We start from the raw sequence: 25830 nt of genomic DNA on the forward strand, positions 1-25830 counted from the left end.
GCAGGAGCTAGAGCAACGCAGGAGCAGTTGCCGACGACTGCATGGATGCAGGAGCTAGAGCAACGCAGGAGCAGTTGCCGCGTAAGGCAGTCTATTCCAGGTCAGCCTCCTAGTACATCACTCCGATTTGATCGTCGGGTAAAGCTTCTTGAGTTTTACCCGAGCATCCTCGGTCGTAAATCGCCATTCCATTTTGCTTTCTACACCATTACGCTGGGACTCCCACGCTTCAATCTCTGATTTCAGTGCGGCCTGATCGGGTATGCGTCTACTTAAACACTGACGACTGAGAATACTCAATTCAATCTCTGCCATGTTGAGCCAGCTTCCATGCTTGGGTGTATAGATGATTTCCAACTTACTGGCCAACCGATGAGCCTCTCCTGGTTCAAAGGCTTTATAAAGAGATGCAGGTGTATGTGTGTTCAGGTTATCCATGACAAGACGGATGACATCAGCTTTTGGGAAGTGAACATCAACCAGCTGTTTGATCTGGTGAGCCCAGTCGCAGGCAGTTCGGCTATCAGTCACCTCGATATGTCGCCAACCTTCCAGTGGCGCAAAAAACATGAAGAGAGAACTCACACCATTGCGCTCATACTCATTGTCATATTTTAGGGGTTGGCCAGGCTTCATAGGGAGTGGAGTCCTGACCTCCAAAGTATGCTGCTTACTGCTCTCATCCATACAGATCAGTGGTCGATTCGGATCATGTGGTTGTTGATAAACATCCAAAACACGTTCCATAGCGCAAACAAATTCTGCGTTTGCTTTTTTTGGAATACACCACTCCTTTTTCTGCCAAGGCTTCAACTCGTTTTTTTTAACTCTCGGCCAATGGTTTGATGCGAGATGGAATTGACATGCTCCAACTCAACCATACGGTCAGCGAGAAGCTGTAGCGTCCAGCGGCTATGACCTTCTGGTGGTGTTGAGCAAGCCAGAGCTGTCAATGCCGCCTGCTGCTCCCCCTGGAGTTTTCTTGGGCGGGCAATGCCATTGAACTTGCTATTAACAGCAATATCCAGCCCTTCAAGTACACAGCGTTTGCGTGTTCTCTGAACCGTTTTCGTTGAAACACCACAGGTTTGGCTGGTCTGGAGCTCCGTCAGTTTTGGCCCGTTTTCATCGAGACACAGGAGGATCTGGGCATGAATACGTTTATGCTTGGCCACCTTGGTCTGGTGAATGAGGTCTTTTAATTGCTGCTGTTCGTCTATGGACAGGCGGATACGGTATTGAGCTGGCATAGGTCACCCTGATCTGAATCAGGGAGAAGAATGCCAGAATGGAAAATTCCGGCATTGCTGCAGGACAAAGAAACTGGAGTTATGTACTAGCCTTAAGTACGCATTATAAAATAACACAACGGTTTTCATCGACCAATGTGCTCAGAGTCAATCCGACATTCTCCAAAATTCCCCCGATGTATCTAATAACTCTGGGGTTTCTTAGCTTTGCTGAATCGATAAATAACTGATCATCTATAAGCTCGAGATCAGCAAATTCGATAGCACCAGGATGCTCTGTAATTAAGTCGAGCATATACTCGCGATCACTCAACAGGGTTTCGTTGACATCCATTAAACAACTAATATTTATAGCAACCAGCTCCTTAATAATGTCTTTATCGTTTCGAAATCTTTCACTGGCAAACCGCAGGGATCTTGGATACTCTGCAACAGCAGCCCTGACAACATCAAAATCATCCTGAAATTTCGGGCTAAGGTGTCTCAGATGATATTCATAGTTAGTGACTAAGGCGATGGCGACATCTTTATCATCCTCCAGTTCTTTACTCATATACTTATGTTGATCTTTATGTAGTTTAATGGCTGCTATTACAAGTTCTTTATCACCTCGAATCCGTTGGCTGGCATATTTCAGCCCATCCTTCACCAGGGCTTTGCTGACCTCTTCCTTACTATCCGTCAGGGACTGACTCGGTGGAACAGCAAACGTAAGCTTGTAATCCCGTGTTGGTTTGAGAATATAGTATTCGTCTTTAAAACGGTCATAAAAATCTTCAAAAGGTGGAATAGGGTCAAGGGTTTTTGACAATAATAAATGATGTATCAGCTCCCTGCGGATGTCCTCACTCATCTCATCACCCCCTATTATCTCCCTCAGACTGACCTCCGGTTTTTTCCCGCGAACGACTAATTCCCGAAGCTCCCCTAATCGCTCTGCATGATGAACAACCTGTTGAAGGTGGTCGCTTAATAACTGGCAGCAAGCGGGAGAAATAGTAAGTCCGTCAATCTTCAGATAGGGTATTGAGAAAAGACAGTGTTGGAAATTGAATGCATCGGTTTCTATCGTAACATCGGGATTAAGGCGTTGCGCAAGCAAGTTAAAATCCCAAGGAGATTCTTCCAAAATAACTGCTTTATCAAAAGCTATATCGAGAGCAAACATAGCATCTAAGACAATCATCAGTTTTTCAAAGGCAGCCTGCATATCTTCACGTGTTTTCATTCCGGGACATTCGACAATTAATTCACGCGCCACAGGGTTGCACGCGAGTTTTATGCCAGCAGCCTTTTCATCCAGTTTGATCGCTTTCAGAAGCTGTGCCAGAAACCACACACGCTGATACTTGCCATCAGAAAAAGCTGCATCAAAATCGTCAGAAAATTTCAGCCGCAAGGTTCGTCCTTTTCCACCCTCTGCATTTTCAAGTAACTCGACAAGGCCCTGATGACCTCCTAATTTCAGATTAACGATCAATACCTCATCCATACTGATGACAATTGTTTCATGCGCCAATTGTCTGATAGATTCCTTGACGGACGGACTCAATAGTGGTGCCTTTTCACCCGACTTGCCCGGAGTTGTGCAATCAACAAAGGTGATGCACTTTTTGAAGCATAACCTGAACTTCACCCACTCCTCAGATAGCCTGCCCTGACCCGACTCCAAAATGACCGGTGCCAGGGCCTTTACAAAGCGCTGATGCAAGGCAAAAATCAGCTCATGGACACTTCGGACCAGTTTAGCCTTTCTGGGCTCGAGCGCCTGAAGACAGGATTGCAGTTGCTGGCAGTCTGCCACCCACTGACGAAAATCTCCCCGGTATGCCTGCCCTTTCTCAGCAGCTTGCATTGGAAGAATGATTCTCTTTAACACTGGTTGAATGGTCTGTTTCAGCATTTCGAACCGGTTGATCAGTTGCTGTAACTCTTCCCTCTGTGGCTTGAGCTGAGATTGATCACCGTTACCCGCCAGACTCAGGAAGGCCCCATACCCATCCAGCAGTGCTTCAGCCCCACCAACCAGTCGAATTACGCTGTCCAGAGTCTTTGCGAGTAACTCTGATCGTTGTGGCGACATGCTCAGTTTTACCGGGTTTGCCAGGCAATCCAGTCCGCCACCGGGAGCAAAAAATGCCAGCAGGCGGGCATTTTGATCCGAAAGCCATTGAAAAGCACTGGCAACCTGAAGGAATGTGCCTTCAGGTGGGGTCAAATCATCCCTTGAGGGGACGGCCTCTGTTAAGGGTGCATCAGAAAATGCAGTGGCAAGACTTCTGTGACTGGCCAGTTTTCCGGTAAGGTCACCAGCAACGATAAAGGCTCCGGGCTCACCGTTAAAACGGGCGCAGGCCAGGGTCGCCTGCTGACCATTCTGAGCGGCCAATGCCGCAAACTGTTCACCGGCCCGCATCAAGGTTATTTTTTCCTGCTTCAGGAGGATCGCTACATGATCATTGAATCCTGCTTTGGCCAGGACAACGCCCCCTGCCCGTTTCAGGAATTTGGGCTCAAGCATCCACTCTTCAGCGTGGTCAGCTACGACAATTGCTCCCTTCGGCATAGCATCTGCCTCTTGTCGTGCGGCCAGCCAGAGTGGTCCGGTGCAAAAGCCTTCGCTGATGCTCTCACCAATGGCCAGTGTCTCTTTGGATTCAGGTATGGGCATGGCAAAAACCATATCGCCAGAGAGCCGGGTAACAGGGCGCACCTGCAACAGCCACAGGCGACCCTTACGATCAATGGCAAACTCCACATCCACGGGGCATAGCAACAGGTTTTCCAGCTTTGTCACTGCCTTTCTGATTTTAGTAACCATTTTATTAGTGAGTCGCTGCCCGCCGTCGTTTGATTGGACATCGGCACAATCAATTCTTATTTCCGAATAACCGTTATTCTTCTTGTCCAGGATAAAGTGGCTTGAGATCGTCCCGGGAAAGTATTGAGAGCTACCAGCTTCTTTTTTGCGATCCTCCCGAAAAATATCAATGCGGTGAGGTATGTTACCAGACTGTCCTGCCACTGCGCCCTTGGGTTGACCAGGTGTGAACTCAAACATAATGGTATTATCCCAAAAGGATCGAAAGCTCATGCCAACCCCGCCACATTGGCAGTCAATGCAGTGCTGGATAATCAGTGCCATAGGTTGTGGTATTCCGTCGGGGCAGAGTTCAGGCCGGTAACCCGAGGCCATAACCTCAAGACAGGTACGTAAAACATCGTCTTCTTTCTGAACGGCAGAGAGGTATTTGCCGGCCTGGGCGTCGCCGTAGTTATCTTCATTAATGCCGGAACTGCGGACAATAACGGGCTGTGATTTGGAGGATCTATTCAACTTTTGGCGCAGATCCCTGATGTGTTGGGCCGCTTCAGAATCTTTAACCTGTTCGTAATAGTCATCGCTGGCAATAAACTGTGTCAGACCCAACAGCCAGTTATCCCTTTTGGTTTGCTCTGAAGGCGGCAAGGTGCTGAGGTATTCCTTAATGTTCGTCAGGCTGGTCTCTGCACCCAACCATTGATGGTCGATCCCGGGGAGATAGCGGGCTAGACGATGGGTATCCAGAGGATGTCGTTCCAGAGCATTCATAACTCGAGCAGTCACACATTTGAAGGGTGGAACAGACAGACCGGCTTCTTCCATGCGCTGCAAAAACATGCCCTTGCCCCCAAGTTGTTCCCGGTTAGCAGGAGAACAGTCAGCAGTCTGACCTGAAACAGGTAAGCAGCAGGTGCGCTTGGTTAGCGACGTCGGGTCGGGAACGTCAACGGGATTTAGAGAACTGAAATACCTTTTAGGTGAACGATTAGCCTTAGTAACCTGATTGGGATCATTTGTCAGATTTCGAAGATTCGGTAAATTAAAACTAGCAGCGTGTAACATAAAGATATCCCCCTCAAGATATTAATCATCCATAATTTAATTGCTATCGCTTAAAAGGCTTTCTTTATATTTGACAATAATTTTTTTATAAAGTTCATTTTTTTCATTGATAAAATACCTACCCTGTTTAAGATCGAGAGCAGCATAATTAAAAGTTTGAGTTTTTTTCAATTACGTCGAGCATACACCCGCTACCTTTCAAAAGCTTTTTACTGGCCAATAATAAGTAAGAAATATTTTCAGCAATGACCATCCGAATAATGTTTATATCGCCTCGAAATATCTCAACTGCGTAAAGCAGATAATGACCAAGTAAAAGTCGCCGACCAGTCAGGTTATTTTATATTAAAACTCCCTGCTTCCTGAAACTTGTTGCATACCGGAAAGATGCTGTAAGTGAATTTATTGAGACCGTAGAAGAAGCCGGATCTTCAGACATAATTATCCGCACTACTCCCTTGAACAGCCATGTAGATGTTCGCTATGTATCCTGGTCAGGGCTGAGTGTCTGGGGGCTAATGCAAAGCGAATCCAGCGTTATTGACAGGCACTGGATACTTATTTGCGGCATTTATAAACAGACGTCCCCACTATGGCAACCCCATCTTTGGTCTATAGTTGGCTCACAGACACTCCCTTTCTGTTGTTCGAAATCCCCTTGTAGCAATACTGGATGCATTATGGAATTCAAAGACTACTACAAGATTCTGGGTGTAGAACCTGATGCTGATAAGAAGACCATAAAAAACGCCTACCGAAAGCTGGCCAGGAAGTATCACCCGGATGTCAGTGACCACCATGATGCTGAAAACCAGTTCAAGGAGGCTGCTGAAGCCTATGAAGCACTGAAAGACGACGAAAGACGTGCAGAGTATGATGAAATCCGTCAGTACGGCGGGTCTCAGCAAGGCTTTCGTCCACCACCCGGCTGGCAACCTTCCGGGTCATGGAGTGATAGTGGACAGCATTTTCAGGGGGGTTTTTCAGATTTCTTTTCGTCTATCTTTGGCAGTGGCACAGACTCCCGGGCCAGTGGTTTTGGACAACAGGGGACTTATAATCAGCGAGGCCGGGATATTGAAACCGAGATGCCCATTTTTCTTGAAGATACGCTCACTGAAGAGTCCAAAAGCATCTCCTACAGCCTGCCCCATTACGATGAACATGGGCGTGTTACCGAGGTAGATAAAACCCTCAAGGTAAAAATCCCAGCCGGCGTAACCGATGGTGAGCTTATCCGGCTGAAAGGGCAAGGGGCCCCGGGTATCGGAGATGGTGGCAATGGCGACCTGTTTTTGCGCATCAGGCTGGTCCCTCATCCACTATTTGATGTCGAAGGACATAACCTGATTATCACCCTTCCCCTCGCTCCCTGGGAAGCAGCTCTTGGCGCTAAGGTGACGCTGCCTACGCTGTCTGGCAAGATTAACATGACCATTCCGGCTAATAGTCAAAGCGGTCAGCGCTTGCGGATAAAAGGCAAAGGTCTGCCTGGTAAAAAGATACAGGGGGATCTTTATGCGGTGCTGAACATTGTTCTGCCCAAAAGCAACGACAGCATTAAAAAGCACTGGCAGCAGCTGGCAGAACAGGCCCACTTCGATCCGCGGGCCGAGTGGAGTATAGCCTCATGAACGAAACACAGACCACCTACCTGAATTTCACCGAAATCTGTCTGCAAACCGGCGTAGCAGAAGAGACCATCATCGAAATTATCGAGCAGGGAATTGTAGAACCCATTGGCACTTCACCCCGTGAATGGCAATTCAGTCCGGCCATGGTGCTGCTGACCAGAAAAGCCGTGCGCCTGCATGACGATCTTGATGTGGACTGGCCGGGTATAGCATTGGCTATTGAGTTACTGGAAAAACTGGATCATCTTCGGAAAGAGAACCATCACCTCAAGCGGCGTTTGAGCCGCTTTATCAGGGGTTAGGAACTGTCTTGAATTGTAGATAGCCTGCCCTGAGTCCAGAGTGACCTGTCCCAGCGCCCTCAGGAAGCGCTGATGCAAGGCAAAAATCAGCTCATGGACACTCAGGACCCGTTTAGCCACTGGTGGTCGATCCCGGGGAGGTGGCGGGCTAAAAGATGGGTATCCAGAGGGTGTTGTTCCAAAAACCAAAGATCCAGACAACTGCGGCCGATAGAAACATTATTCAGGACACAGCCGGGACTTGATGTCAGGGTCGGCTTCTAAAACAATAACAACGGTGGGCCTCCACCACTGACCAGGTAATTGACACTCTGAGTCCATGGAATACAAGATCATCATTGCAGACGACCACCCTCTGTTCAGAGCCGCATTACAGGCAGCTCTGCGTCAGGGGCTGGAGAATCCTGAAATTTATGAAGCCGGATCCATCGCAGCCCTGCAGAATATCCTTGAACAGGTGCCATCGCCTGATTTGATCCTTCTTGATCTCAACATGCCGGGTGCTCACGGCCTTTCTGGTCTGATCTTTCTCAGGGGACAATATCCGCAAATCCCTGTTGTTATTGTTTCCGCTTCTGAGGATGCACAGATCATCCATCGCTCCCTGCATCATGGCGCTCAGGGCTTTATCCCGAAATCCTCACCACTGGACGTTCTGAAGAATGCCGTGACCCAGGTGCTTGAGGGGGATACCTGGCTACCAGAATCGCTGCCCGAACCACCAGAACAGGGGCAGCTGTCCGAACTGGAAGAAAAGCTCGCCACTTTGACGCCACAACAGTTCAGAGTTCTGGGCATGATTAGCGAAGGTCTGTTGAACAAACAGATTGCTTACGAACTGGAAGTATCAGAAGCCACGATAAAGGCACATGTCACGGCCATTTTCAAAAAGCTGGGCGTTCGCAGCAGAACCCAGGCTGTGATTGCCATAAACGAGCTGGAAATTGACCAGCCTTTCGCAGGTGACAACCGCTCGTCTGCTGCCCCTCCTCGTGCTTAGTCAACTCACGCTCAAACATAGCCCTGGCAGATGCAGGCGCTGCAAGCGATGAGAATAGAATTATGCTAACAAAGTCTGATTTCTTGAAGGAAGTATCGCCTTAAGGTGACATTCATACACCACAATGCTAAAAACTACAAACACCGTATCAATGCATTGCCAGAAGAACGATTAGAAGAACAATTAAAATAAATCCAGGGATTCATTATGAACGAAGTGCGTGTGTACCCGGTAACTGATGTTCAACGAGAGAATACATTGACAGATAACAAACGGTATCTTGAGATGTACCAGCAATCTGTCGTCAGCCCCGAAAAGTTTTGGCGAGAGCATGGCAAGAGAATCGACTGGTTCACACCATATACCGAGATCAGGAAGGTGTCGTTCGATCATGAAAATGTCGATATCAAATGGTTCTTCGACGGCACCACCAACGCCTCTTTCAACTGTCTGGATCGTCACCTGAGCAAAAAAGCCGATCAGGTTGCCATCATCTGGGAGCCGAATGAAGAAGGCGACGCCTCCAGAAAAGTGACATACGGAGAGCTTCACGAACAAGTTTGTCGGTTGGCCAATGGGCTTAAGAGTCAGGGCATTGGCAAAGGCGATGTTGTCGCCATATACATGCCAATGGTCATAGAGGCCACAGTGGCGATGTTGGCCTGTTCACGCATTGGCGCCATTCACTCGGTCATCTTCGGTGGTTTTTCACCTGAAGCCCTGGCGGGAAGAATCATTGACGCCAACGCCAGGCTGGTTATTACAGCTGATGAAGGCATTCGGGGTGGAAGAAAAGTCCCTCTCAAAAAGAACGTTGATCAAGCCCTCGAAAACCCGCAAGTGACCAGCGTTGAAAAGGTCATTGTTTTGCGACACACCGGTGAAACGGTTTACTGGCAGGAAGGTCGTGATGTGAGCTGGCAGGATCTGACTACCATGGCTTCACCTCACTGCACGCCTGAAGCGATGAACGCCGAAGACCCACTGTTTATACTCTACACTTCGGGCTCCACGGGCAAACCTAAAGGCATTCTTCACACCACTGGCGGTTATCTGGTTTATGCATCCATGACCCATCAGTATGTCTTTGACTATCGAGAGGGTGAAGTATTCTGGTGTAACGCTGACATCGGCTGGATTACTGGCCATACCTATGTCACCTATGGCCCACTTCTGAATGGCGCCACCATGGTTATGCATGAGGGTGTACCCAACTACCCGGCCTGCAACAGAATCAGCAAGGTCATCGACAAACATCAGGTTAATATTCTTTACACCGCCCCCACGGCAATACGGGCGCTAATGGCTGAAGGTGATAGGGCTGTTGCAGACACTCATCGCTCCAGTCTCAGACTTCTGGGCACCGTAGGAGAACCGATCAACCCCGAGGCATGGAACTGGTACTACAAAACCATCGGCAATGCGCAGTGCCCCATAGTAGATACCTGGTGGCAGACAGAAACGGGAGGAGCCATGCTGACACCTCTCCCCGGCGCCACCGATTTGAAACCCGGTTCTGCAACCCGCCCATTCTTCGGTATCAGACCCGCCCTGGTTGATAACGATGGTCGTATTCTCGAAGGCGCACAGGAAGGCAACCTGGTTATTCTCGATAGCTGGCCCGGACAAGCCCGGACCGTCTTTAATGACCATGAGCGCTTTGTTCAAACCTACTTCTCCAGTTTCAAGGGCATGTACACTACTGGTGATGGCGCCCGCAGGGATGATGATGGCTATTACTGGATCACTGGACGTGTTGATGATGTTCTCAATGTCTCCGGTCACCGCATGGGTACCGCTGAAATTGAGTCTGCTCTGGTTTCTCATCATGATGTTGCCGAGGCAGCTGTTGTTGGCTTCCCACACGATATCAAGGGGCAGGGAATATACGTCTACGTAACACTGATAGCGGAGTCTGAGTATTCAGAAGAGCTCCAGAGTGAATTAAGACAGTGGGTTCGCAAAGAAATCGGCCCTATAGCCTCACCGGATATCATCCAGTGGGCTCCGGGGCTCCCCAAAACCCGATCCGGCAAGATTATGCGCCGAATCCTGCGCAAAATTGCCTCAGGGGAGTATGAAAGTCTGGGAGATACCTCGACGCTGGCGGATCCTTCTGTAGTAGAAACGCTGATTAGGGACCGCGCATTAGCGGGCTGACCTTGTTCCCGGACTGATATTTTAAACTCACAGAGAGCTCTGCATTCCGGGGCTCTTTGCCTCACGCTTGGTGTAGTTATTAACCGCAGCATTTTAATCTTTTATTGACTTTAGGGATCATCGTCCATACTATGCGCTCCTCGTTGATGCGGGGTGGAGCAGCCTGGTAGCTCGTCGGGCTCATAACCCGAAGGTCGTCGGTTCGAATCCGGCCCCCGCTACCAACAACAACGACTGTTGACTTACAGAGAACTGTCGTACAGATTTTGGTGCGGGATGGAGCAGCCTGGTAGCTCGTCGGGCTCATAACCCGAAGGTCGTCGGTTCGAATCCGGCTCCCGCTACCACATACAACGACAATTGATAACCAGACAGTTGTTGAAAAGATTTCGGTGCGGGATGGAGCAGCCTGGTAGCTCGTCGGGCTCATAACCCGAAGGTCGTCGGTTCGAATCCGGCTCCCGCTACCACATACAACGACAATTGATAACCAGACAATTGTTGAAAAGATTTCGGTGCGGGATGGAGCAGCCTGGTAGCTCGTCGGGCTCATAACCCGAAGGTCGTCGGTTCGAATCCGGCTCCCGCTACCACATACAACGACAATTGATAACCAGACAATTGTTGAAAAGATTTCGGTGCGGGATGGAGCAGCCTGGTAGCTCGTCGGGCTCATAACCCGAAGGTCGTCGGTTCGAATCCGGCTCCCGCTACCAAATACAAGCCGACTTTCCGGCTTTATTTTTTTTGCAGAAAAATCTTTTAATACCTGCATCAGGCAGGGATAAAAGATTTCTCTTCCGTTCGTGACTGTTTGGGATCTCAATGCAGAAAAAAGAGGCCAGCTCACTTACAAAAACGGCACTTGTCGTTGAGGGCGGAGGCATGCGCGGTATATACTCTGCCGGCATTCTGGACGCCTTCATGGACAAACGCCATCGTCAGTTCGATGGCTTCTACGGCGCTTCGGCCGGTGCACTCAACCTGGTTTCCTTTATTGCCGGCCAACGGGGTCGCAACCTCGACATCTATACAGGCGCCTGTCTGGAAACCCATTTCATCAGCCTCAAGCGCCACATGAAAGGCGGTAATCTGTTTGACCTCGACTGGCTGTTTGATCGCATCCAGAGACAGCACATGAATATTGACAAGTTTCGAAGCCATCTTCGAGACAAAACATTCACGGTTGTTACCAGTTGCGCAAGTTCAGGTTACCCAATCTACCATAAGTTCGATGAGTACTTTGAACTGGAACAGCTATTCACAGTTCTGAAGGCTTCCAGCGCACTTCCCATGATTTATCGCAACACCATAACCATTGATGAAAAAAATCATGTAGATGGAAGTCTTGCCGACCCCTTGCCAGTTATGAGAGCTGCCGAGGATGGCTATGAACACATAGTCGTGCTGAGAAGTCGCGAAAGCCATTATCGCAAGAAGGCTTCATCGAGCAATAGACTGCTGGCCTGGCAATTGCGAAAACAACCCGAAGTGGCTGAGCTGATTCGCCAGCAGTACTCAATCTATAACGAAACTCTCGACAGCTTTGATCAGCTGAAACGTAATGGTATATCCATTACAGAAATTGCTCCGGATACTTCCCTGAGTTCAACCAGAAGCACGCGTGACCGTGCCAGACTGGTTTCCGACTACCACAAAGGCTATTCCGCAGGGTTTTCGTTCCTCCAGCAGCTCAATCAGGCCTGACTGGCCTGGTCCTGGTGATCTTTGCCGATTTACAAACTCTCTAACATACTCTCTGGCTTTATTAACCATCCCTACTAGGCTTATGAATCTGTGGAACTGACGATTGTCTCAATCAGCTCGACAGGCTCAGCAGTGCCTGTTCTAAAACCGCCAGATTCAGAGCAGGATGTAAGTACTCGGCCATACGGAATCGAATATTTCTGGCTTATTGGGCAGGTGCTCTGCAAGGCGCAACGACGGGAACATAGCAAGCTATGTGACCAGAGTTGCAACGCAGCACGACTGCATGGATGCAGGAGCTAGAGCAACGCAGGAGCAGTTGCCGCGAGTGCCTGAACAATAAGTCAGAAAATATGATTTCGTATGGTTGAGTACTTATACTTGCATTCCGAAGGTTCAACCATAGAGGTTTCATTATGCCAAGGCAGATTCTCGTTCCAGTTGCTCATGGCTGTGAGGAAATTGAAGCCGTCACTATTATCGATACCCTTCGCAGGGCCGGAGCCCAAGTCTCTGTTGCTGCCTGCACTTGCGATGGCAACCTGGAAATTGAGGCATCCAGAGGTATCAAGCTGATAGCCGACGACCATATCGAAGCATATCTCAATAGAAACTTCCATCTGATAGCCCTGCCCGGGGGCATGCCCGGGGCAGCCAACCTCAGAGACAACCCCCACCTTACGGAACTTTTGCACCAGCAACACAGAGCCCAACGCTGGTACGCCGCTATCTGTGCCTCATCAGCCGTTGTGCTGGCTCATCACTCACTTCTCGATAATGTGCGTGCCACCTGCTACCCCACTTTTTTTGATCAGCTTGAGGGGGCTCTGCCACAACCGGAAAGCCCAGTGGTCGTCGATCAGAAAAACCGGGTGATTACCGCTCAGGGGCCCGGCTGCGCCATGAATTTCAGCTTCGCTCTGATTGATGCGGTATACGGTAAAGACGCTTACCGCCCTATAGCCAAACAGATGCTGGCAGACTGGGCACTCTGAGCACAGCATCCAGACAGTGGATGTGTGACATTAAGCTGTCATGGACACAGAGCAGTGTTTTTCGTTAAACCTGAACTCAAAAACTCAGTGCCCTCTTTCGTCCGGAAAAAGTATTCCCGAGTACGCCACACCTCATAATGGCTTTCAGCTGCGCCGCAGGCGCTCTGAGGTAGAACTTTGTGTTTTTTCTTCTTGCCAGATGGTTAGTAAAACTCACACTTTATGAACTTTGCTTTGAGATCAGAGTCTGAATCATATATCTAATGATTAAAGGGTCTTGATAAATGGATGGCATAGGAAAAGGAACTGATTTTCAAGTCGGAGTCATGGACAGCTCATTGCTCAGGTCATACAGAGATGAACCATTGTGGAATGGAATTCCTGTTTGCACAGTAAACTGTACAGAGAAACATATTTCATTTTGTCCAGACCACGAACGCTCCACCCGCTTGTTCAATCGCTCAATTGAATTGTCCTTGAGTAATACTTGTATTGATTTCATCAAGTATTCTGTCGGAAAAAAATGGCAGTTAATGGCATCATCTTTAGGTTTCACTGATACTGAAATTCAAGAACTTCAGTATACCTACATCCGTGGAACCGAATCTCATCACAACGAGCTTCACTTTAAACTGCCTGACTTTGTTTTTTTAATTGAAGCTATGATACGAAAAGCACAAATTGATAAAAATATGGATGCAGAGGCTATCTTTAATGCTATCGAAAGAAGCGGGCATTTTAAAAAAAAATTTCACCCATTTCGGGAAATAAACAATCAAGAAAAAGTCCAGACAAATCCTTTTCCTGATAAGTCAGGATGCTTTACATCATATATTTTTCTTATTTGGATTAAAAAAGATGAAAGCTCAATTGCTTTACCAAACACAACGGATCGCCCAGTAAAACAAAGGTGTTATGACTGGGCTCAACACAATAATGATAAATTAGTTGTTTTATGGTACAGCTCATCAATGTTAAATCGAAAAGAAGAAAAAAGCACATTCTTCGATTTTCAAAGGAATATTTTATCTGATGGAATTAAAAATATATTGATCCTGGATATTGATAATATCAACTGGGGTGATGAGGAAAGATATACTTACTGGCATATAGGAAAATCCAGAATTTCTGAAACATTGGTTTTCAACAAGGTACTAGCTTTCGATCAAGTTATAGATGGCTTAAGACCTGTGCTTTTATCAAAGGGAAGCTCTTATATAAAATCTGCGATGAGGGAATCACATATCCATGAAGCGCAAATTCCAACTATGGGGGCTTATTTTGATGTGGATTATATACCTGTCCCATTCAAATCATTTTATCATCCCTATAGAAAAATTTGTAGAGACGGTACTTTTGATAAAATATTTTTTTTTGAAGGATCGCTTTCTATTAGTGGCATGGTGCCTAACAGCTTTCTTGCCACTTATGAAGATAATAATGATTTAATAACAGATTACCCAATGCGCGGCGCATATGAAACCTTGTCTTTTTACGCAGATTACAGACCCCATCTTGTTGCAACAACCAGACTTTTCAGGATGTCTGACTGTAAATATGAAGACAATGGGCAATTACTGGAATGGGCAAGGCAAGCTACCTGGACTGAAAAATATTCAGACAAAACACTCTGCAGCAGTACATCTAAAGATAAACCATCTATACCTGACTACTTAGTAAAATACAAAGCATCAGGCAGCTCAGGATCTGACCCAATGGTGCAGGATTAATGTTGATCACCTAACACCAAATTCAGCAGTAGAGCGACTTGCGCTGTCTGCCGAAATTTTTTTCGGATTTGTTTTTCTCAAATCCAACCTCATTGATGACAATGGAATGAAATTCAGGCTGGCCTTCAGCATTGACAAAATTCACTTCAACCCAACGCTGACCAGGATAGACCAGATTCGCCACAAAATTGTCAATCTATCAACATTTTACTCTGAAGCCGTATCTTCTGATGCCTCAAGTAAATCTGAAAGTCATCGAAAACACTAATTACATAATCAATCATAACCCTTATGAGAGCTTCCCTAAGCCAGGGATATATGGTTTGATTGAAAAAGAGGTTAGAAAAAGCAGGTAAGGACGCTTGCACTTATTAATAAAGCCTAGAGGTACTCATTATGGAAAGCGTAATCATTCTGTTCTTATGTGGACTGGCTCTCTATCAGTTGAGCCTGAGACAAGACAAAATGGCTGAACAGCTGATCGCTCAGACGTTTAACCGGTTTGAACGACGCTACAACGATATTACCTACTCCTGTCTGAACTCTACAGTCGTCAAAAAACAACTGCACGGTTTCCCTGCACTTCCCCTGGTACCTTCTGTCAACTACACGGCCAGAGCCTTGTGTTATTCCGAGAATAAAAACTGGTTCTGGTTTGATGCCAGCATCCGCAACATGAAGCTCTGCTCGACCAGCATTACTCCTGTTTCACAACCAGAAGCCTGCGATGCACTTAGCAGTGATCCAGAGGTACTCAGCCAGTATTTTCCTGAGAATAAAGACAACGAATCCAAGGCTGAGACGAGTACCTGATAAACTATCTTCTCGAAATATTTTCAGGCATTCATAAAAAAACCGGCGCTAAGCCGGTTTTTTTTATGAATGTCTGCGAGGATATCAGGCGTTCTTTTCCAGCTCTTCCTTACGCAAATCTTTCCTCAGAATTTTTCCGACCGGTGTCATAGGTAGCTCCTGACGGAATTCTATATCCTTGGGCACTTTGTACGCAGTCAGATGATCCCTGCAATAAGCCACCACCTCTTCTTTCTTCAATTCGTCGTCTGCAGGAACCACAAACAACTTGATTCTCTCTCCGGTGACATCATCAGGAATGCCGATGGCGGCACAATTCTCAATCCGATCAAAACTGGCCACTACATCCTCAATCTCGTTAGGGTAGACATTAAAGCCCGAAACCAGAATCATATCCTTGATTCTATCGACAATTTCAACAAAGCCGTCTTCTTTGATGACAGCTACGTCGCCGGTTTTAAGCCAACCATCCTCAGACAGCACCTCGGCAGTGGCTTCTGTCCTTTTCCAATACCCCTGCATGACCTGGGGTCCGCGCACACATAGCTCCCCCCTCTCGCCAACAGCTTGAGCTTCGCCGCCATCATTAATCACTTTCAGTTCAGTACTGGGCAATGGAAGTCCGGCAGTGCCCAGCTGGGCAGTATCGCCAAAAGGATTCATGCAAACAGCTGGAGAGCACTCCGTCAAACCATAGGCTTCCGAGACGTAACATCCGGTAAATTTCCGCCAGCGAATTCCGGTTTCTTTCTGCAAAGCCGTACCACCGGAAAGGGTGAGTTTTAGTTTACTGAAATCACACCCCCTGAAGTCCGGGTGATTCAGCAAACTGACAAACAGCGTATTCAAACCAATGAAGCCAGTAAACTGCCAGGGCTTAATAAATTTGATAAAGGTTTTGGTATCCCTGGGATTGGCAATCAGGACATTCTGATTTCCCATATACGGCATGCAGAGCAGATGCACGGTAAAAGCATAAATATGATAAAGAGGCAGTGGCGCCACGAGAATTTCATTGCCGAGCTGCTGTACCGGCCGACCACTTTCATCCAGCTGTGACAGCGCTGCCGCAGCCTGAAGCATATTGGCAATCAGGTTGCGTTGAGTCAGTACCGCCCCCTTCGCAACCCCTGTTGTTCCCCCTGTGTATTGGAAAACAGCAGGATCTTCAGGTGCAGGAGGATTTTCAAGAGGTACAGCCTGACAGGCTTCGCCTTTTGCCAGTGCATCCCTGAAAGATACTGCCTTTGGCAGGTTAAAAGGCTCCACCATCTTCTTGACATGTTTTGCAGCAAAGTTTATTAGGGTACGTTTTGCAAATGGCAGCATGTCGGCCACGCGGGTCACAATCAGGTGCTCAATGCCCGTTTTTTCCACAACCTCTTCAACCAGATGGCCAAAGTTGTCCATAAACACCAAAGCTTTGGCACCGGAATCATTAAACTGATGCAACATTTCCCGATCGGTGTAAAGAGGGTTGGTATTAACAATGATAAGACCTGCTCTGATGGCTCCGTATACGGCTATGGGATACTGAAGCAGATTAGGCATCTGGATGGCAATTCGGTCGCCAGGCTTCAGGGATGTATGCTCACGCAGATAGTTGGCAAACTGCTGACTGTAGCGGTCTATATCACCGTAAGTCAGAGTATATCCAATACCTGTAAATGCCGGTCGTGAGGCATTTTTTTCAAGAAGTTCCTCTATTATCGCCAAAAGATTGGGATAGCGATCGGGATCAATGGTTTCAGCAACGCCTGCCGGACGCTTATCGCTCCAGAAAGATGCTTCCATAAGTACCTGCTCTCTTCTTGTTATCCATGCGACGACTGCTTGCGCACACAAGTTATCGTTCGCCTGCTGCCGCATACATCATTATTTACATAAGAGTGTTCGCTCTTTTTGGGTCTGGCAGACTTCTGTCGTCAAACATCAATCATCAGCCCCATAGGCTCTTTGCTCTTACAACCGCTTTGGTGCATTTCCATATACAGTAAGGTAAACCTGCTAAAAACGCACCTGCACACATATAGCCGTTAAGGGGGCTGCCATCACAGCCTAAGGAGTTTTACAGCTATTTTGTGGTTGGTACTAACCTTATCAGCACTTTGTTCGAAGATGTAGACCAAATAAACAACTCTGGAAAAGATAAGTGGTTTCACTTAACCTAAGATTTAGATCACCTGAGAATGAAAGTTTATAAAATCTTTTTCAGGGAAAAGATAGCCCAAAAAAACCATTTCATTTTTTAAACTTAAAAACGATGAAATGAGATAGGCTCTGGGAAAGCGAAAACAGCCATGGGCGCATACAGAACCATGAGCTAAGGAAAGCATTTCGGGTAGACGGCCATGATCGAGTTTTACCTCAAAATACTCTCTGGCAATCACCAGGGGGCTGAAATTCCACTTGAACCCGGAAGCTACTCTCTGGGCAAAAGCGATCAGTCTGATCTGGTCCTGACCGATGAATCACTCGGTGATCTGGAACTGATAATAAACATCAGCCCGCAGGGTCAAATAAAAATATCCAGCCAGTCTAAAGACGGATTACTCTACAGTAACGGCCTGCCCCGGGGCTCGGAGCTAAACGCCAATCATTTTGACATCATAACCTCCAGTCAACTGTTTTTTTCTCTGGGTCCTGTAGACGCCGACTGGCCCGATCAACCACTGCCTGAGCTTCAGAGACCGGACCCGGAACCGGAAGAACATCAGAACAAAGGCCCTGAGCAAGATGAAAATGATGAATTCCCTGATGCTCCAGACATCATGACGGACGATGGGGATGAAGAGCTTGACAGTGATGACCTCAATAACCTGAGCAATGATCTGGATGACATTAACGACTCTCTGGCAGATGACGAAGAGGCTGAAGACGAATCAGAGGAGTTTGAGAACCCACTGAAAAATATTGACCGGAAATGGCTGATAGGAATCCCGGCAGGCATATTTGCACTTTTCCTGCTTCTTATTATTTTACTTTCAGGTGGCTCTGACGAAGCGCCTCCTGAAATAAGCCATCTTGATCAGGCCAAAGAGATCCGCAATCGACTGAACCAGAAAAACATCAAACTGAAAGAGCTTCCTGACCAGAGCATCCTGATCTCTGGCTACACCCTGACAATGAGTGATAAACAGACAATCCAGCGTGAACTTCGTGAGCAGGGGATTCCTTTCAGTTCACAGCTGGTGGTCATGAGTGAATTAAGGGCTAATGCCGATGTGCTTTTAAAGAATCAGGGGCATACGTCTCTCAGTCTGGAGCTGGATAACTCTCCTGGTTCACTGGTTATGACCGGTTATGTTGCCTCCTCAGAAGAGCTTCAGAAAATCACTGCCGCTCTGAAACAGGAGGTTCACGGACTGGTTTCCATTGTCGATCAGGTAGAAAATCAGGCAGGTCGTCTTAACACGCTCAAGTCCATGCTCAGGGAGAAAGGCCTGAGCCCCCGTATACATTTGATACAAAAACCTAATCAAATCACTTTAGAAGGCCACCTCTTGGACGATGAACAGGTATATAACCTGAACGATGTGGTCACACGTTTCAGAAAACAGTATGGCAATCAGCCCCAGCTGAAACTGGCTACCAAAACAGCTGGAGCACCTGCCAAAGTATTAAACACCCCACTGGCCCCCTCTCTGAAGATTCGGTCAGTGAGTATGGGCAGGGTGCCCTTTGTAACCATGGAAGACGGTGCCAAATACCTGATCGGCGCAAAACTGGTCAACGGGTATATAATTGAAGATATTAATCTTGACTATCTTTTATTATCAAAAGGCACAGATCGGATCAAATATCGTCTTGGAGGCAACAGTGAAGGATCCACAAACCGACAATGAGAAAGTCCATCTTTCCGACCTCGAAGATCGCCTGATTCAAGACGCTGACGGTGAACTCAAGGAGCAGGTGCTGAAGGAACTGGTGGATGAAGCCTTTCGCCTGAAGTCGGAGCGAGACAAAGGGCTTTCTCCCGATGAGTTTGAAATCAACGACAAGATGATCACTGCCCTGATCGCCGCTACTGAAGTTGTTGACAAGACCTGGAATACTCATCACAAGAAACGCGCTGATTAAACGCCTTCTGACAGCTACGTCCAACAGGGAGAGGGATCATGGCACAGCAGGGAGCCAACAATTTAAACTTCGATCATGTACAGAACGTATTTGGTAAAACGGCTGAAAATCTTGATCAGGCTCTGAAAAGCAAAATAACGAACATGGACCCGAACAACACCAAAGACATGGTGGAGTTTCAGGTTGAGTTCAATAAATACATGATTATTGAGGGTTTGAGATCCAGTATCATCAAATCCATCAAAGACACACTCCAGAGTATTATCCAGAAGCTGTAAACCTGGCAAACAGAAAGAGGCCTGAAACATGACTGATGAAAAACTGATCAAAATCTTGGCAGATATTGGTTTTATGGCCTCCAGCGTGGGTATGTCAAAACATGCTTTTGGTATTTTCAGCGCCCTGGAGAAAGCCAGACCTGACAGCGTCCTCCCCACTTTGGGCTTTGCCCTGACCTTCATTAATAAAAAGATGAATCAGGAAGCCCTCGAGATTCTTCATAAGGAAGCCATCCCAAAGGATCCTGACAACCCGACGGTTAAAGCCTTTATCGGAATGGCTCTGATGATGGAAGGAAGAAATAAGGAAGGTGAAGATTACCTGACCACGGCCAACAAAGAAGGTGACGAAGAGACCGCCACCATGGCCAAAGAGCTGTTGCAGAACATCAGGAAGGGTTAAGCCTTTCTTTCCCTGTCTGCCAACGCTTCCAGAACCTCCTGCCTGAGCTCTTCAGGCATTCCTTCTCCCGCATTGATATGTTGCTCAAACCAGCCTTCAATCATCTGCTGACAGGCATTCAGGAATCGATCCCTGAGCTTATGATCCGCCAGGCTGGCAATCAACTCTGACTGTTTTTCTATCGTATTGACAGAGAAGTAATCACGACTTACCTCCTGCAAGGTGCCATCGTGTCGCTTGACAAAAACCCCGGACTCCCCAAGCTTTCTGACAAAATCACGCTGCTCTGAAGCCTGCCAACCTTCAGCCACTGACTCAGCCAGAACACTGACTGGCTCCTGCCACGGGGCGTCAAGCCAGCGCTGAGAAACCTCCCCAGCCAGCGTAATTCGTTTTGCCAGACGCAATAAATAGCCTTTGAGGCGTTCTCTGGAAAGGACTTGCAGCTCTCTGACAACGTGCAGGTCTCGAAACTGTTTGCGGGCATCATTCAGATTCCAGCGCGGCTGATACCTGACCTCAAAACCCGTCATCGACTTCAGGTAATCACACCATTGTTCTGAATATTGGGAAATAGCGGACACCGAACTGCGGAAGCCTTCCACAAATGCCTTACCATATTGAGAGGCTACTGGTGGATGACAACCATCCAGAGAATGCCGACCCTTTTCCATCAGCAGATGATCAAGAAAAGCAGTGATCGTTTGCGGCTGTTCAGCCACCAGCTCACCATTTTCCAGTTTGACTGAGCTGTATCGGATCTGACAGATATGAAAATTTTCCCAAACCTTCATCAAACCCGTCAGGCCAAGACTGGAATCCTGCATGCCCCTTAAAAAGCTCAACTCAGGGTTTTGCAACTCTGCCTGCAATTGCATAATCACAGGATTATGAAGAGCCGTCTCGGCATCAATGAGGTAAGGTTTGTTACCACTGAGATGAAGATTTTTACTGTGAATATCAGTCAGCCCCGACATAAGACAGAAGCCGGCCGCCACTCCCATGCGACGATGATACGTTTCCAGATCATCGCTCTCAGAAACGGTTTCCGAAGCAATAAACTCAACATAACCATAGAAAGACTTATTCAACATCCTGAACACACCCAGAGCGTCTGGGTCCTGCAACCAGCCATTCAGTGACTGGGCCATGCTCTGCTCATAACCCACTAATAACTGGTCAATGGCCAGATCCCTCAATTTGTAAACCAGATGTTCACCATTATTAAACGTCAATTGGTAAACGGGGGATCCGGAGTCTAATTGCAAATTACGGATAGAGATCAGACCAGAAGCCAGCTGACGGCTCCCTGAAAAAAAGTAATGATTGATCTCTGACAAGTCCTGCTTCACCCGACTCAGCAATGAACGGATCACTCTGACATGCTGGAAAAACTCCTTCTGAATGTTTCGATACCAGTGAGGATAAGCTTCAATCAGTGCCTCCACTCCTTTGGATTCCAGTAGCTTTAGCACTTCACCGTAGCTGGTCAATGTGTGATCTTCTGCAAACCAGCCAATGGCCTGTAGTAACCTGTCGTCCATCCATTCAATGACTGACTGGGCAATGGATTGAATCAAGCTACTTTCGGAACCCTCTTCAGAACTATCAATGTCATTCACATAACTCTGAATGAGTCGGACGTATTGAGTGATAACGGGCTTGATCCATTTGGATCTCAACTGCTCGGGAAAGACCAGGCCACACACCTGGCAGGGATCTTCAACCTTGAACCAGTCCGGCAATCCAGGGAAAGAGGGCTTGCGTCCCTCCGCCTCATCGGAAAAAGAGACCAGCTGATATTTCAACATCCAGGATAATAAAAATAATAAGGTTTGCCTTTCAGGAAACAGCTTCTGCATGTTGCTGACACTTTGAGGTGTCACCAGTTTCCTGATCACCTCTCTTATTTCGTTTTTATCAAGGAGATGACTCAGCTGATTGAAAAAGAAGCCTCTCTCCGACATCAACAGAACCCGGAGACCTCTGTCGGTGGCTACAAGGAAGTCCGTTTCCTGCAGAGCCACTGACGCATAATGCCCAAACACGTCCTGGTAGGGCATACCCACTGCCCTACCCTGATGATGTCGTATTCTTGATGCTTCCTGCCTCAGATCGTCTACCAGCCGGTGATACTGATCAATCAGCAAAGGCCAGCTGAAGGTTTCATTCACCCTCCGGATGGCCGCACCGGACATCGCTTTCCGGGTAGATTCATCCATTAATAATGTCGACAAGGCTGTTTTCAACGCTTCTATATCTACAGCAACTCCCTGAGCCTGAATCAGCTGAGCCTGAGTTTTGCTGACAAGGCTGAGAGAACGGGAAATATCATCATGGTCAGCCGAGGTGGTTTTGATCAGGAAACCTTCCTGCCCGGAAACAATCAAGTCTCGATAACCATTCCAGTCTGAAAGAATCACCGGAATACCTGCCCTCATTGCTTCTAAGGGAGCCAGCCCAAAGCTCTCCTGAACATTATCTGCAAGAGAGACAAACACATCCGCTTCAGCCAGCAACTGCTCCCGCTTCTCATCATCAACGGAGAGTTCAAAGCGAATACAGTCTTCAAGATTGAACTCATAGGCCTGAGCCAGTAATGAGCGAACATATTCGCCGGAGGCATCACCAGCCCCTGCAATCACCAACTGAAACCGGGAAACGGTTCCTTCCTCAAACAGATCATTCAATGCCAGTAATAATGGATGAAGGTCCATTTTATCGGCTGCTGATAGCCTGCCAAGACAGAGTATCTGAAGCACATCGCCTGCTCCGGAAGGAACAGCCTCTTGTCTGGCCGGCTCAATGCCCAGTGGAATGAGACTCACCTGCCCACGATAAGGAACAGCTCTACCCACGGTGTCACTGACACTGGCACTGGCCGAAGAGATCAGACGCTTCATCACGGTTTTCTGAGCTTTGGAACTACAGAGGATGGAATCACAAGGTTTGACGGGAGAAAAGATCAAATCCCTGATCCGGGATAAACGGGCATCATCACTGAGACTGTGAGCCCTGCCGGTGATAGGAAATAAACTGGACGCATGTCTTTCTCGCAGAGCGGCCAGGTCTGATATGTAGGGGTCGCCGCAATGAAAAACGCTATAAGCATGTCTCTGAAAACAGGAAGGCAGGTCATGAACCGGCAGAATATTGATGTTTTTACCCGCCCCATATTGGCGCAGGTATTCTTTCCAGTCTTGCCTGAAAGCAGAAATCTGCCCTTCATGAAGAAACAGATGCAGTTCGTTAAAACAGCTGTATCGAATCACCGCCTTCAAAAAAGCTTCATTGGCCTTACGGAGTCCGTTATACCCATCGATTGAGCTCTCTGCCCAGGTGACAAGACAGCCGAATAAAGAATGATTAGAAACCTGATCCATCATGGCATGATCATCGTTGGCATGGTCGGCATAACAGTCTGCTCCTGACTGATTTCTTTGAGGTAATACTCAAAGTTATTGGCAAACTCAGCCAGAGCTTCCTCAACGAGGTTGTCATCCATCCCCTGAAGCGGGCAGGAGAAATGTAAAGCTAACGCATCTTTCTCAGGCTCTATGGACAAAATAACCCGCTGGGTAGTCGCCAGCCCCACAGTTTTGGTCATCAGATTTCGGAGGATATTTTCCCGATCTTTTTCACCGGGTGGCAGCTGGGCAATGACGCCATGGATAAAGAATCGCCCATTGGCCTGAAAACAGGTGAACTCAATGCGGCTGTCGATGGTGAGGTAATAGCGGTTATCGCGGAAGTCCAGTTCACCCAGCTGATTATTGCGGGCAACGGCTTTCATAAGATTGTCGAAACTCATAGCTTCCCTGCTCCGGGTGAAGGCATCCATGCCTTCTGATGGGGTATTAATTACAGTTTACTATCAAATAGTGTTTCGGCAGGTACCGGAAAAAATCTCCCGGGATTATAACTTGTAAACACCGTCTGGGCTTATTCTGCCACCAGGTGATCTTCAGATTTGGCCATCTGCCTGGCGGACATCTTGCGAAAGGCAAGCACAAGCAGAATAAAACCAGCTCCGGAAGCAAGAAAGCCCATGATTGAAGAATCCGTCAGCCCCATCACCAGGTAGCCCAACATAGCTACAACAGCAATACTGAGGGCATAAGGAAGCTGAGTCATCACATGATCAATGTGGTGACAGGAGGCCCCTGTAGACGACAGAATTGTGGTATCGGAAATCGGTGAGCAGTGATCGCCAAACACCGCACCGGCCAGAACCGCGGCCAACATAGGCAGAATCATGGCAATATCTGCAGCAGCAGCCATATCTCCCGCTATGGGCAACATGATACCGAAAGTGCCCCAGCTGGTACCGGTTGAGAAAGCCATAGCGCCGGAGACCACAAACAGGATCAAAGGTAAATAGCCAGTATCAATCTTCGAGCTGCTGACCAGATGAGCCAGGTACTTGCCGGTTTCCAGTGAGCTGATGATATCCACCAGCACCCAGGCCAGCACCAGAATGTAAATGGCAGGCAGCATGGAGCGCGTACCTTCTAAAACCGCCTTACCCCAGGTGGAGGCATCCAGATTATGGCTGAGCATTCTGACCGCCGTGACCAGAAGGCCAGCAAGACCACCATAGATAAGCGAATTGACCACATTGGTGTTTTCAAAAGCGCCCAGAACAGAGAACGGCGTACCCGCTTCCTGGAGCGCAGAAGCGCCCGTAGCAATCAGGGACGCAGTCGTCGCCATTACCAGAGAGAGAACAGGAATCACAAGATCGGCAACCGTTCCTTTTTCACTGCTACTGATGGCCTCAGAAGAACCCGGAGGCGTCCCTTTGCGGCTGTCATACAGTTCACCGGCTCGGGCACGACGCTCATGGATCCGCATAGGACCGATGTTTAAATCCATGGCCGCAGTACAAAACACCAGTGCCAGAGCAAAGACAGCATAGAGGTTCATCGGCACCATACTGACAAAAGCACCAATAGCAGTGACATCGGTCACTTCATGGGCCACCAGAATAGTGCCAATCAGGGCAATAATGTAGGCACCCCAGCTGGAGACAGGTGTAATGACACAGACCGGTGCAGCCGTTGAGTCAATCAGGTAAGCCAGCTTGGCTCTGGAGACACCCTGACGGTCTGTCATGGGACGACCAATATTGCCAACGGCCAGTGCGTTGAAGTAATCATCAATAAAGATAATGATACCCAACAGCACTGTCACCAGTTGTGATCCCTGACGGGATTTTACTCTCTGACGAGCCCAGTCGCCAAAGGCTCTGGCGCCACCAGAAACATCTATCAGAGTGGTAATGATGCCAAGTATCACCAGAAAGAGAAGAATAAAGACAGTGCCTGTATTGAGACCATCATCCCAAAATATCCCGGAAAAACTGTTAAGCAGGTAAGAAAACGTTCTGCCAGCGCTGAAGTCAGTCAGCAGCAGTGCACCGGCAAGGATACCTGCGCCAAGAGAAAACAGTACGTGACGAGTCAGAATCGCCAGGATAATAGCCACTGCCGGAGCGACTAATGACAAGGATGATGTGCTGTAACTGAGTAATTCCATAAATACTGATCTTTTGGGTGAATACGTCCGAAGGGCAGAATATTCATGACTGCC

The 25830-nt window shown here is 47.8% G+C and carries 18 protein-coding genes and 5 tRNA genes; 17 read left to right on the forward strand and 6 right to left on the reverse strand.

Translation table 11 applies throughout. The annotated features are described in order from the left end of the window. Positions 1-117 precede the first annotated feature (117 nt). Together P6910_RS13930 and P6910_RS13935 are read right to left on the reverse strand one after the other, a co-directional pair. Positions 118-1250 (reverse strand): IS630 family transposase gene (locus P6910_RS13930; protein WP_317141894.1). Its coding sequence is split into 2 segments (ribosomal slippage): positions 118-830 and positions 830-1250, totalling 1134 coding nucleotides; the frame shifts between segments, so codons are not numbered across the junction. Between the two features lie 103 nt (positions 1251-1353). Continuing rightward, entirely contained in the window at positions 1354-5136 is a 3783-nt protein-coding gene (locus P6910_RS13935) for a PEP/pyruvate-binding domain-containing protein (protein ID WP_317141895.1), read from the reverse strand. A 680-nt stretch (positions 5137-5816) separates the two neighbouring features. Between P6910_RS13935 and cbpA the strand changes: the two genes are divergently transcribed. From cbpA to P6910_RS14000, 13 genes are all read left to right on the forward strand, one after another. Beyond that, positions 5817-6770 carry a curved DNA-binding protein gene (cbpA, locus tag P6910_RS13940; protein WP_317141896.1) on the forward strand — a complete coding sequence of 318 codons (954 nt, stop codon included), beginning with the start codon at positions 5817-5819 and terminating at the stop codon, positions 6768-6770. Beyond that, complete coding sequence (locus P6910_RS13945) at positions 6767-7072, forward strand: chaperone modulator CbpM (RefSeq protein ID WP_317141897.1); 306 nt, start codon at positions 6767-6769, stop codon at positions 7070-7072. Before cbpA ends, P6910_RS13945 begins: the two co-directional genes overlap by 4 nt. Positions 7073-7391: 319 nt before the next feature. Beyond that, positions 7392-8072 carry a response regulator transcription factor gene (locus tag P6910_RS13950; protein WP_317141898.1) on the forward strand — a complete coding sequence of 227 codons (681 nt, stop codon included), beginning with the start codon at positions 7392-7394 and terminating at the stop codon, positions 8070-8072. A 207-nt stretch (positions 8073-8279) separates the two neighbouring features. Continuing rightward, positions 8280-10232 carry an acetate--CoA ligase gene (gene acs, locus P6910_RS13955; protein WP_317141899.1) on the forward strand — a complete coding sequence of 651 codons (1953 nt, stop codon included), beginning with the start codon at positions 8280-8282 and terminating at the stop codon, positions 10230-10232. Positions 10233-10379: 147 nt separating this feature from the next. Beyond that, positions 10380-10456 (forward strand) — tRNA-Met (locus P6910_RS13960). A 46-nt stretch (positions 10457-10502) separates the two neighbouring features. Continuing rightward, positions 10503-10579 (forward strand) — tRNA-Met (locus P6910_RS13965). A 46-nt stretch (positions 10580-10625) separates the two neighbouring features. After that, a tRNA-Met gene (locus tag P6910_RS13970) sits at positions 10626-10702 on the forward strand. Between the two features lie 46 nt (positions 10703-10748). Further along, positions 10749-10825 (forward strand) — tRNA-Met (locus tag P6910_RS13975). Positions 10826-10871: 46 nt separating this feature from the next. Beyond that, positions 10872-10948 (forward strand) — tRNA-Met (locus P6910_RS13980). A gap of 109 nt (positions 10949-11057) precedes the next feature. Beyond that, positions 11058-11939 carry a patatin family protein gene (locus tag P6910_RS13985; RefSeq protein ID WP_317141900.1) on the forward strand — a complete coding sequence of 294 codons (882 nt, stop codon included), beginning with the start codon at positions 11058-11060 and terminating at the stop codon, positions 11937-11939. Positions 11940-12355: 416 nt separating this feature from the next. Then, positions 12356-12934, forward strand: coding sequence for a DJ-1 family glyoxalase III (locus P6910_RS13990; RefSeq protein ID WP_317141901.1), 579 nt, complete (start codon positions 12356-12358; stop codon positions 12932-12934). Between the two features lie 284 nt (positions 12935-13218). Then, the gene (locus P6910_RS13995; RefSeq protein ID WP_317141902.1) at positions 13219-14664 is read left to right on the forward strand and encodes a hypothetical protein; all 1446 of its coding nucleotides are present in this window, start codon (positions 13219-13221) and stop codon (positions 14662-14664) included. A gap of 396 nt (positions 14665-15060) precedes the next feature. Beyond that, complete coding sequence (locus P6910_RS14000; protein WP_317141903.1) at positions 15061-15477, forward strand: hypothetical protein; 417 nt, start codon at positions 15061-15063, stop codon at positions 15475-15477. Between the two features lie 84 nt (positions 15478-15561). On the opposite strand, the gene P6910_RS14005 is transcribed toward P6910_RS14000, so the two are convergent. Next, complete coding sequence (locus P6910_RS14005) at positions 15562-17271, reverse strand: AMP-binding protein (protein ID WP_317141904.1); 1710 nt, start codon at positions 17269-17271, stop codon at positions 15562-15564. A 557-nt stretch (positions 17272-17828) separates the two neighbouring features. Between P6910_RS14005 and sctD the strand changes: the two genes are divergently transcribed. Genes sctD through P6910_RS14025 form a run of 4 tightly spaced genes read left to right on the forward strand, consistent with a single transcriptional unit; the run spans position 17829 to position 20238 of the window. Then, positions 17829-19322: a type III secretion system inner membrane ring subunit SctD gene (gene sctD / locus P6910_RS14010; RefSeq protein ID WP_317141905.1), complete on the forward strand. Its 1494-nt coding sequence runs from the start codon at positions 17829-17831 to the stop codon at positions 19320-19322. Beyond that, positions 19297-19557, forward strand: coding sequence for a hypothetical protein (locus tag P6910_RS14015; protein ID WP_317141906.1), 261 nt, complete (start codon positions 19297-19299; stop codon positions 19555-19557). The genes sctD and P6910_RS14015 overlap by 26 nt, the downstream gene beginning before the upstream one ends. A gap of 38 nt (positions 19558-19595) precedes the next feature. Beyond that, the gene (gene sctF, locus P6910_RS14020) at positions 19596-19835 is read left to right on the forward strand and encodes a type III secretion system needle filament subunit SctF (protein WP_317141907.1); all 240 of its coding nucleotides are present in this window, start codon (positions 19596-19598) and stop codon (positions 19833-19835) included. A gap of 28 nt (positions 19836-19863) precedes the next feature. Beyond that, positions 19864-20238, forward strand: a complete 375-nt coding sequence (locus P6910_RS14025) for a hypothetical protein (RefSeq protein WP_317141908.1) — start codon at positions 19864-19866, stop codon at positions 20236-20238. Here P6910_RS14025 and P6910_RS14030 read toward each other — a convergent pair. The 3 genes from P6910_RS14030 to P6910_RS14040 all read right to left on the reverse strand — a co-directional run bounded on the left by P6910_RS14030 (position 20235) and on the right by P6910_RS14040 (position 25776). Then, entirely contained in the window at positions 20235-23624 is a 3390-nt protein-coding gene (locus P6910_RS14030; protein ID WP_317141909.1) for a DUF4135 domain-containing protein, read from the reverse strand. The two genes, P6910_RS14025 and P6910_RS14030, sit on opposite strands and share 4 nt — an antisense overlap. Continuing rightward, entirely contained in the window at positions 23621-24049 is a 429-nt protein-coding gene (locus tag P6910_RS14035; RefSeq protein WP_317141910.1) for a CesT family type III secretion system chaperone, read from the reverse strand. The genes P6910_RS14030 and P6910_RS14035 overlap by 4 nt, the downstream gene beginning before the upstream one ends. Before the next feature lie 131 nt (positions 24050-24180). Next, positions 24181-25776 carry a Na+/H+ antiporter NhaC family protein gene (locus P6910_RS14040; protein WP_317141911.1) on the reverse strand — a complete coding sequence of 532 codons (1596 nt, stop codon included), beginning with the start codon at positions 25774-25776 and terminating at the stop codon, positions 24181-24183. Between the last annotated feature and the right edge of the window lie 54 nt (positions 25777-25830).

Origin of the sequence: Endozoicomonas sp. 8E, from assembly GCF_032883915.1 — a bacterium.
Lineage (GTDB): Bacteria > Pseudomonadota > Gammaproteobacteria > Pseudomonadales > Endozoicomonadaceae > Endozoicomonas_A.

Excerpts from the sequence above, each read along its gene's own strand:
- acs (WP_317141899.1), top strand. The coding sequence starts at position 8,280 with ATGAACGAAGTGCGTGTGTACCCGGTAACTGATGTTCAACGAGAGAAT.
- cbpA (WP_317141896.1), top strand. The coding sequence starts at position 5,817 with ATGGAATTCAAAGACTACTACAAGATTCTGGGTGTAGAACCTGATGCT.
- P6910_RS14000 (WP_317141903.1), top strand. The coding sequence starts at position 15,061 with ATGGAAAGCGTAATCATTCTGTTCTTATGTGGACTGGCTCTCTATCAG.
- P6910_RS13990 (WP_317141901.1), top strand. The coding sequence starts at position 12,356 with ATGCCAAGGCAGATTCTCGTTCCAGTTGCTCATGGCTGTGAGGAAATT.
- sctD (WP_317141905.1), top strand. The coding sequence starts at position 17,829 with ATGATCGAGTTTTACCTCAAAATACTCTCTGGCAATCACCAGGGGGCT.
- P6910_RS14035 (WP_317141910.1), bottom strand. The coding sequence starts at position 24,049 with ATGAGTTTCGACAATCTTATGAAAGCCGTTGCCCGCAATAATCAGCTG.
- P6910_RS13985 (WP_317141900.1), top strand. The coding sequence starts at position 11,058 with ATGCAGAAAAAAGAGGCCAGCTCACTTACAAAAACGGCACTTGTCGTT.
- P6910_RS13950 (WP_317141898.1), top strand. The coding sequence starts at position 7,392 with ATGGAATACAAGATCATCATTGCAGACGACCACCCTCTGTTCAGAGCC.
- P6910_RS13945 (WP_317141897.1), top strand. The coding sequence starts at position 6,767 with ATGAACGAAACACAGACCACCTACCTGAATTTCACCGAAATCTGTCTG.
- P6910_RS14005 (WP_317141904.1), bottom strand. The coding sequence starts at position 17,271 with ATGGAAGCATCTTTCTGGAGCGATAAGCGTCCGGCAGGCGTTGCTGAA.
- P6910_RS14025 (WP_317141908.1), top strand. The coding sequence starts at position 19,864 with ATGACTGATGAAAAACTGATCAAAATCTTGGCAGATATTGGTTTTATG.
- P6910_RS14040 (WP_317141911.1), bottom strand. The coding sequence starts at position 25,776 with ATGGAATTACTCAGTTACAGCACATCATCCTTGTCATTAGTCGCTCCG.
- sctF (WP_317141907.1), top strand. The coding sequence starts at position 19,596 with ATGGCACAGCAGGGAGCCAACAATTTAAACTTCGATCATGTACAGAAC.
- P6910_RS13935 (WP_317141895.1), bottom strand. The coding sequence starts at position 5,136 with ATGTTACACGCTGCTAGTTTTAATTTACCGAATCTTCGAAATCTGACA.
- P6910_RS14030 (WP_317141909.1), bottom strand. The coding sequence starts at position 23,624 with ATGATGGATCAGGTTTCTAATCATTCTTTATTCGGCTGTCTTGTCACC.
- P6910_RS13995 (WP_317141902.1), top strand. The coding sequence starts at position 13,219 with ATGGATGGCATAGGAAAAGGAACTGATTTTCAAGTCGGAGTCATGGAC.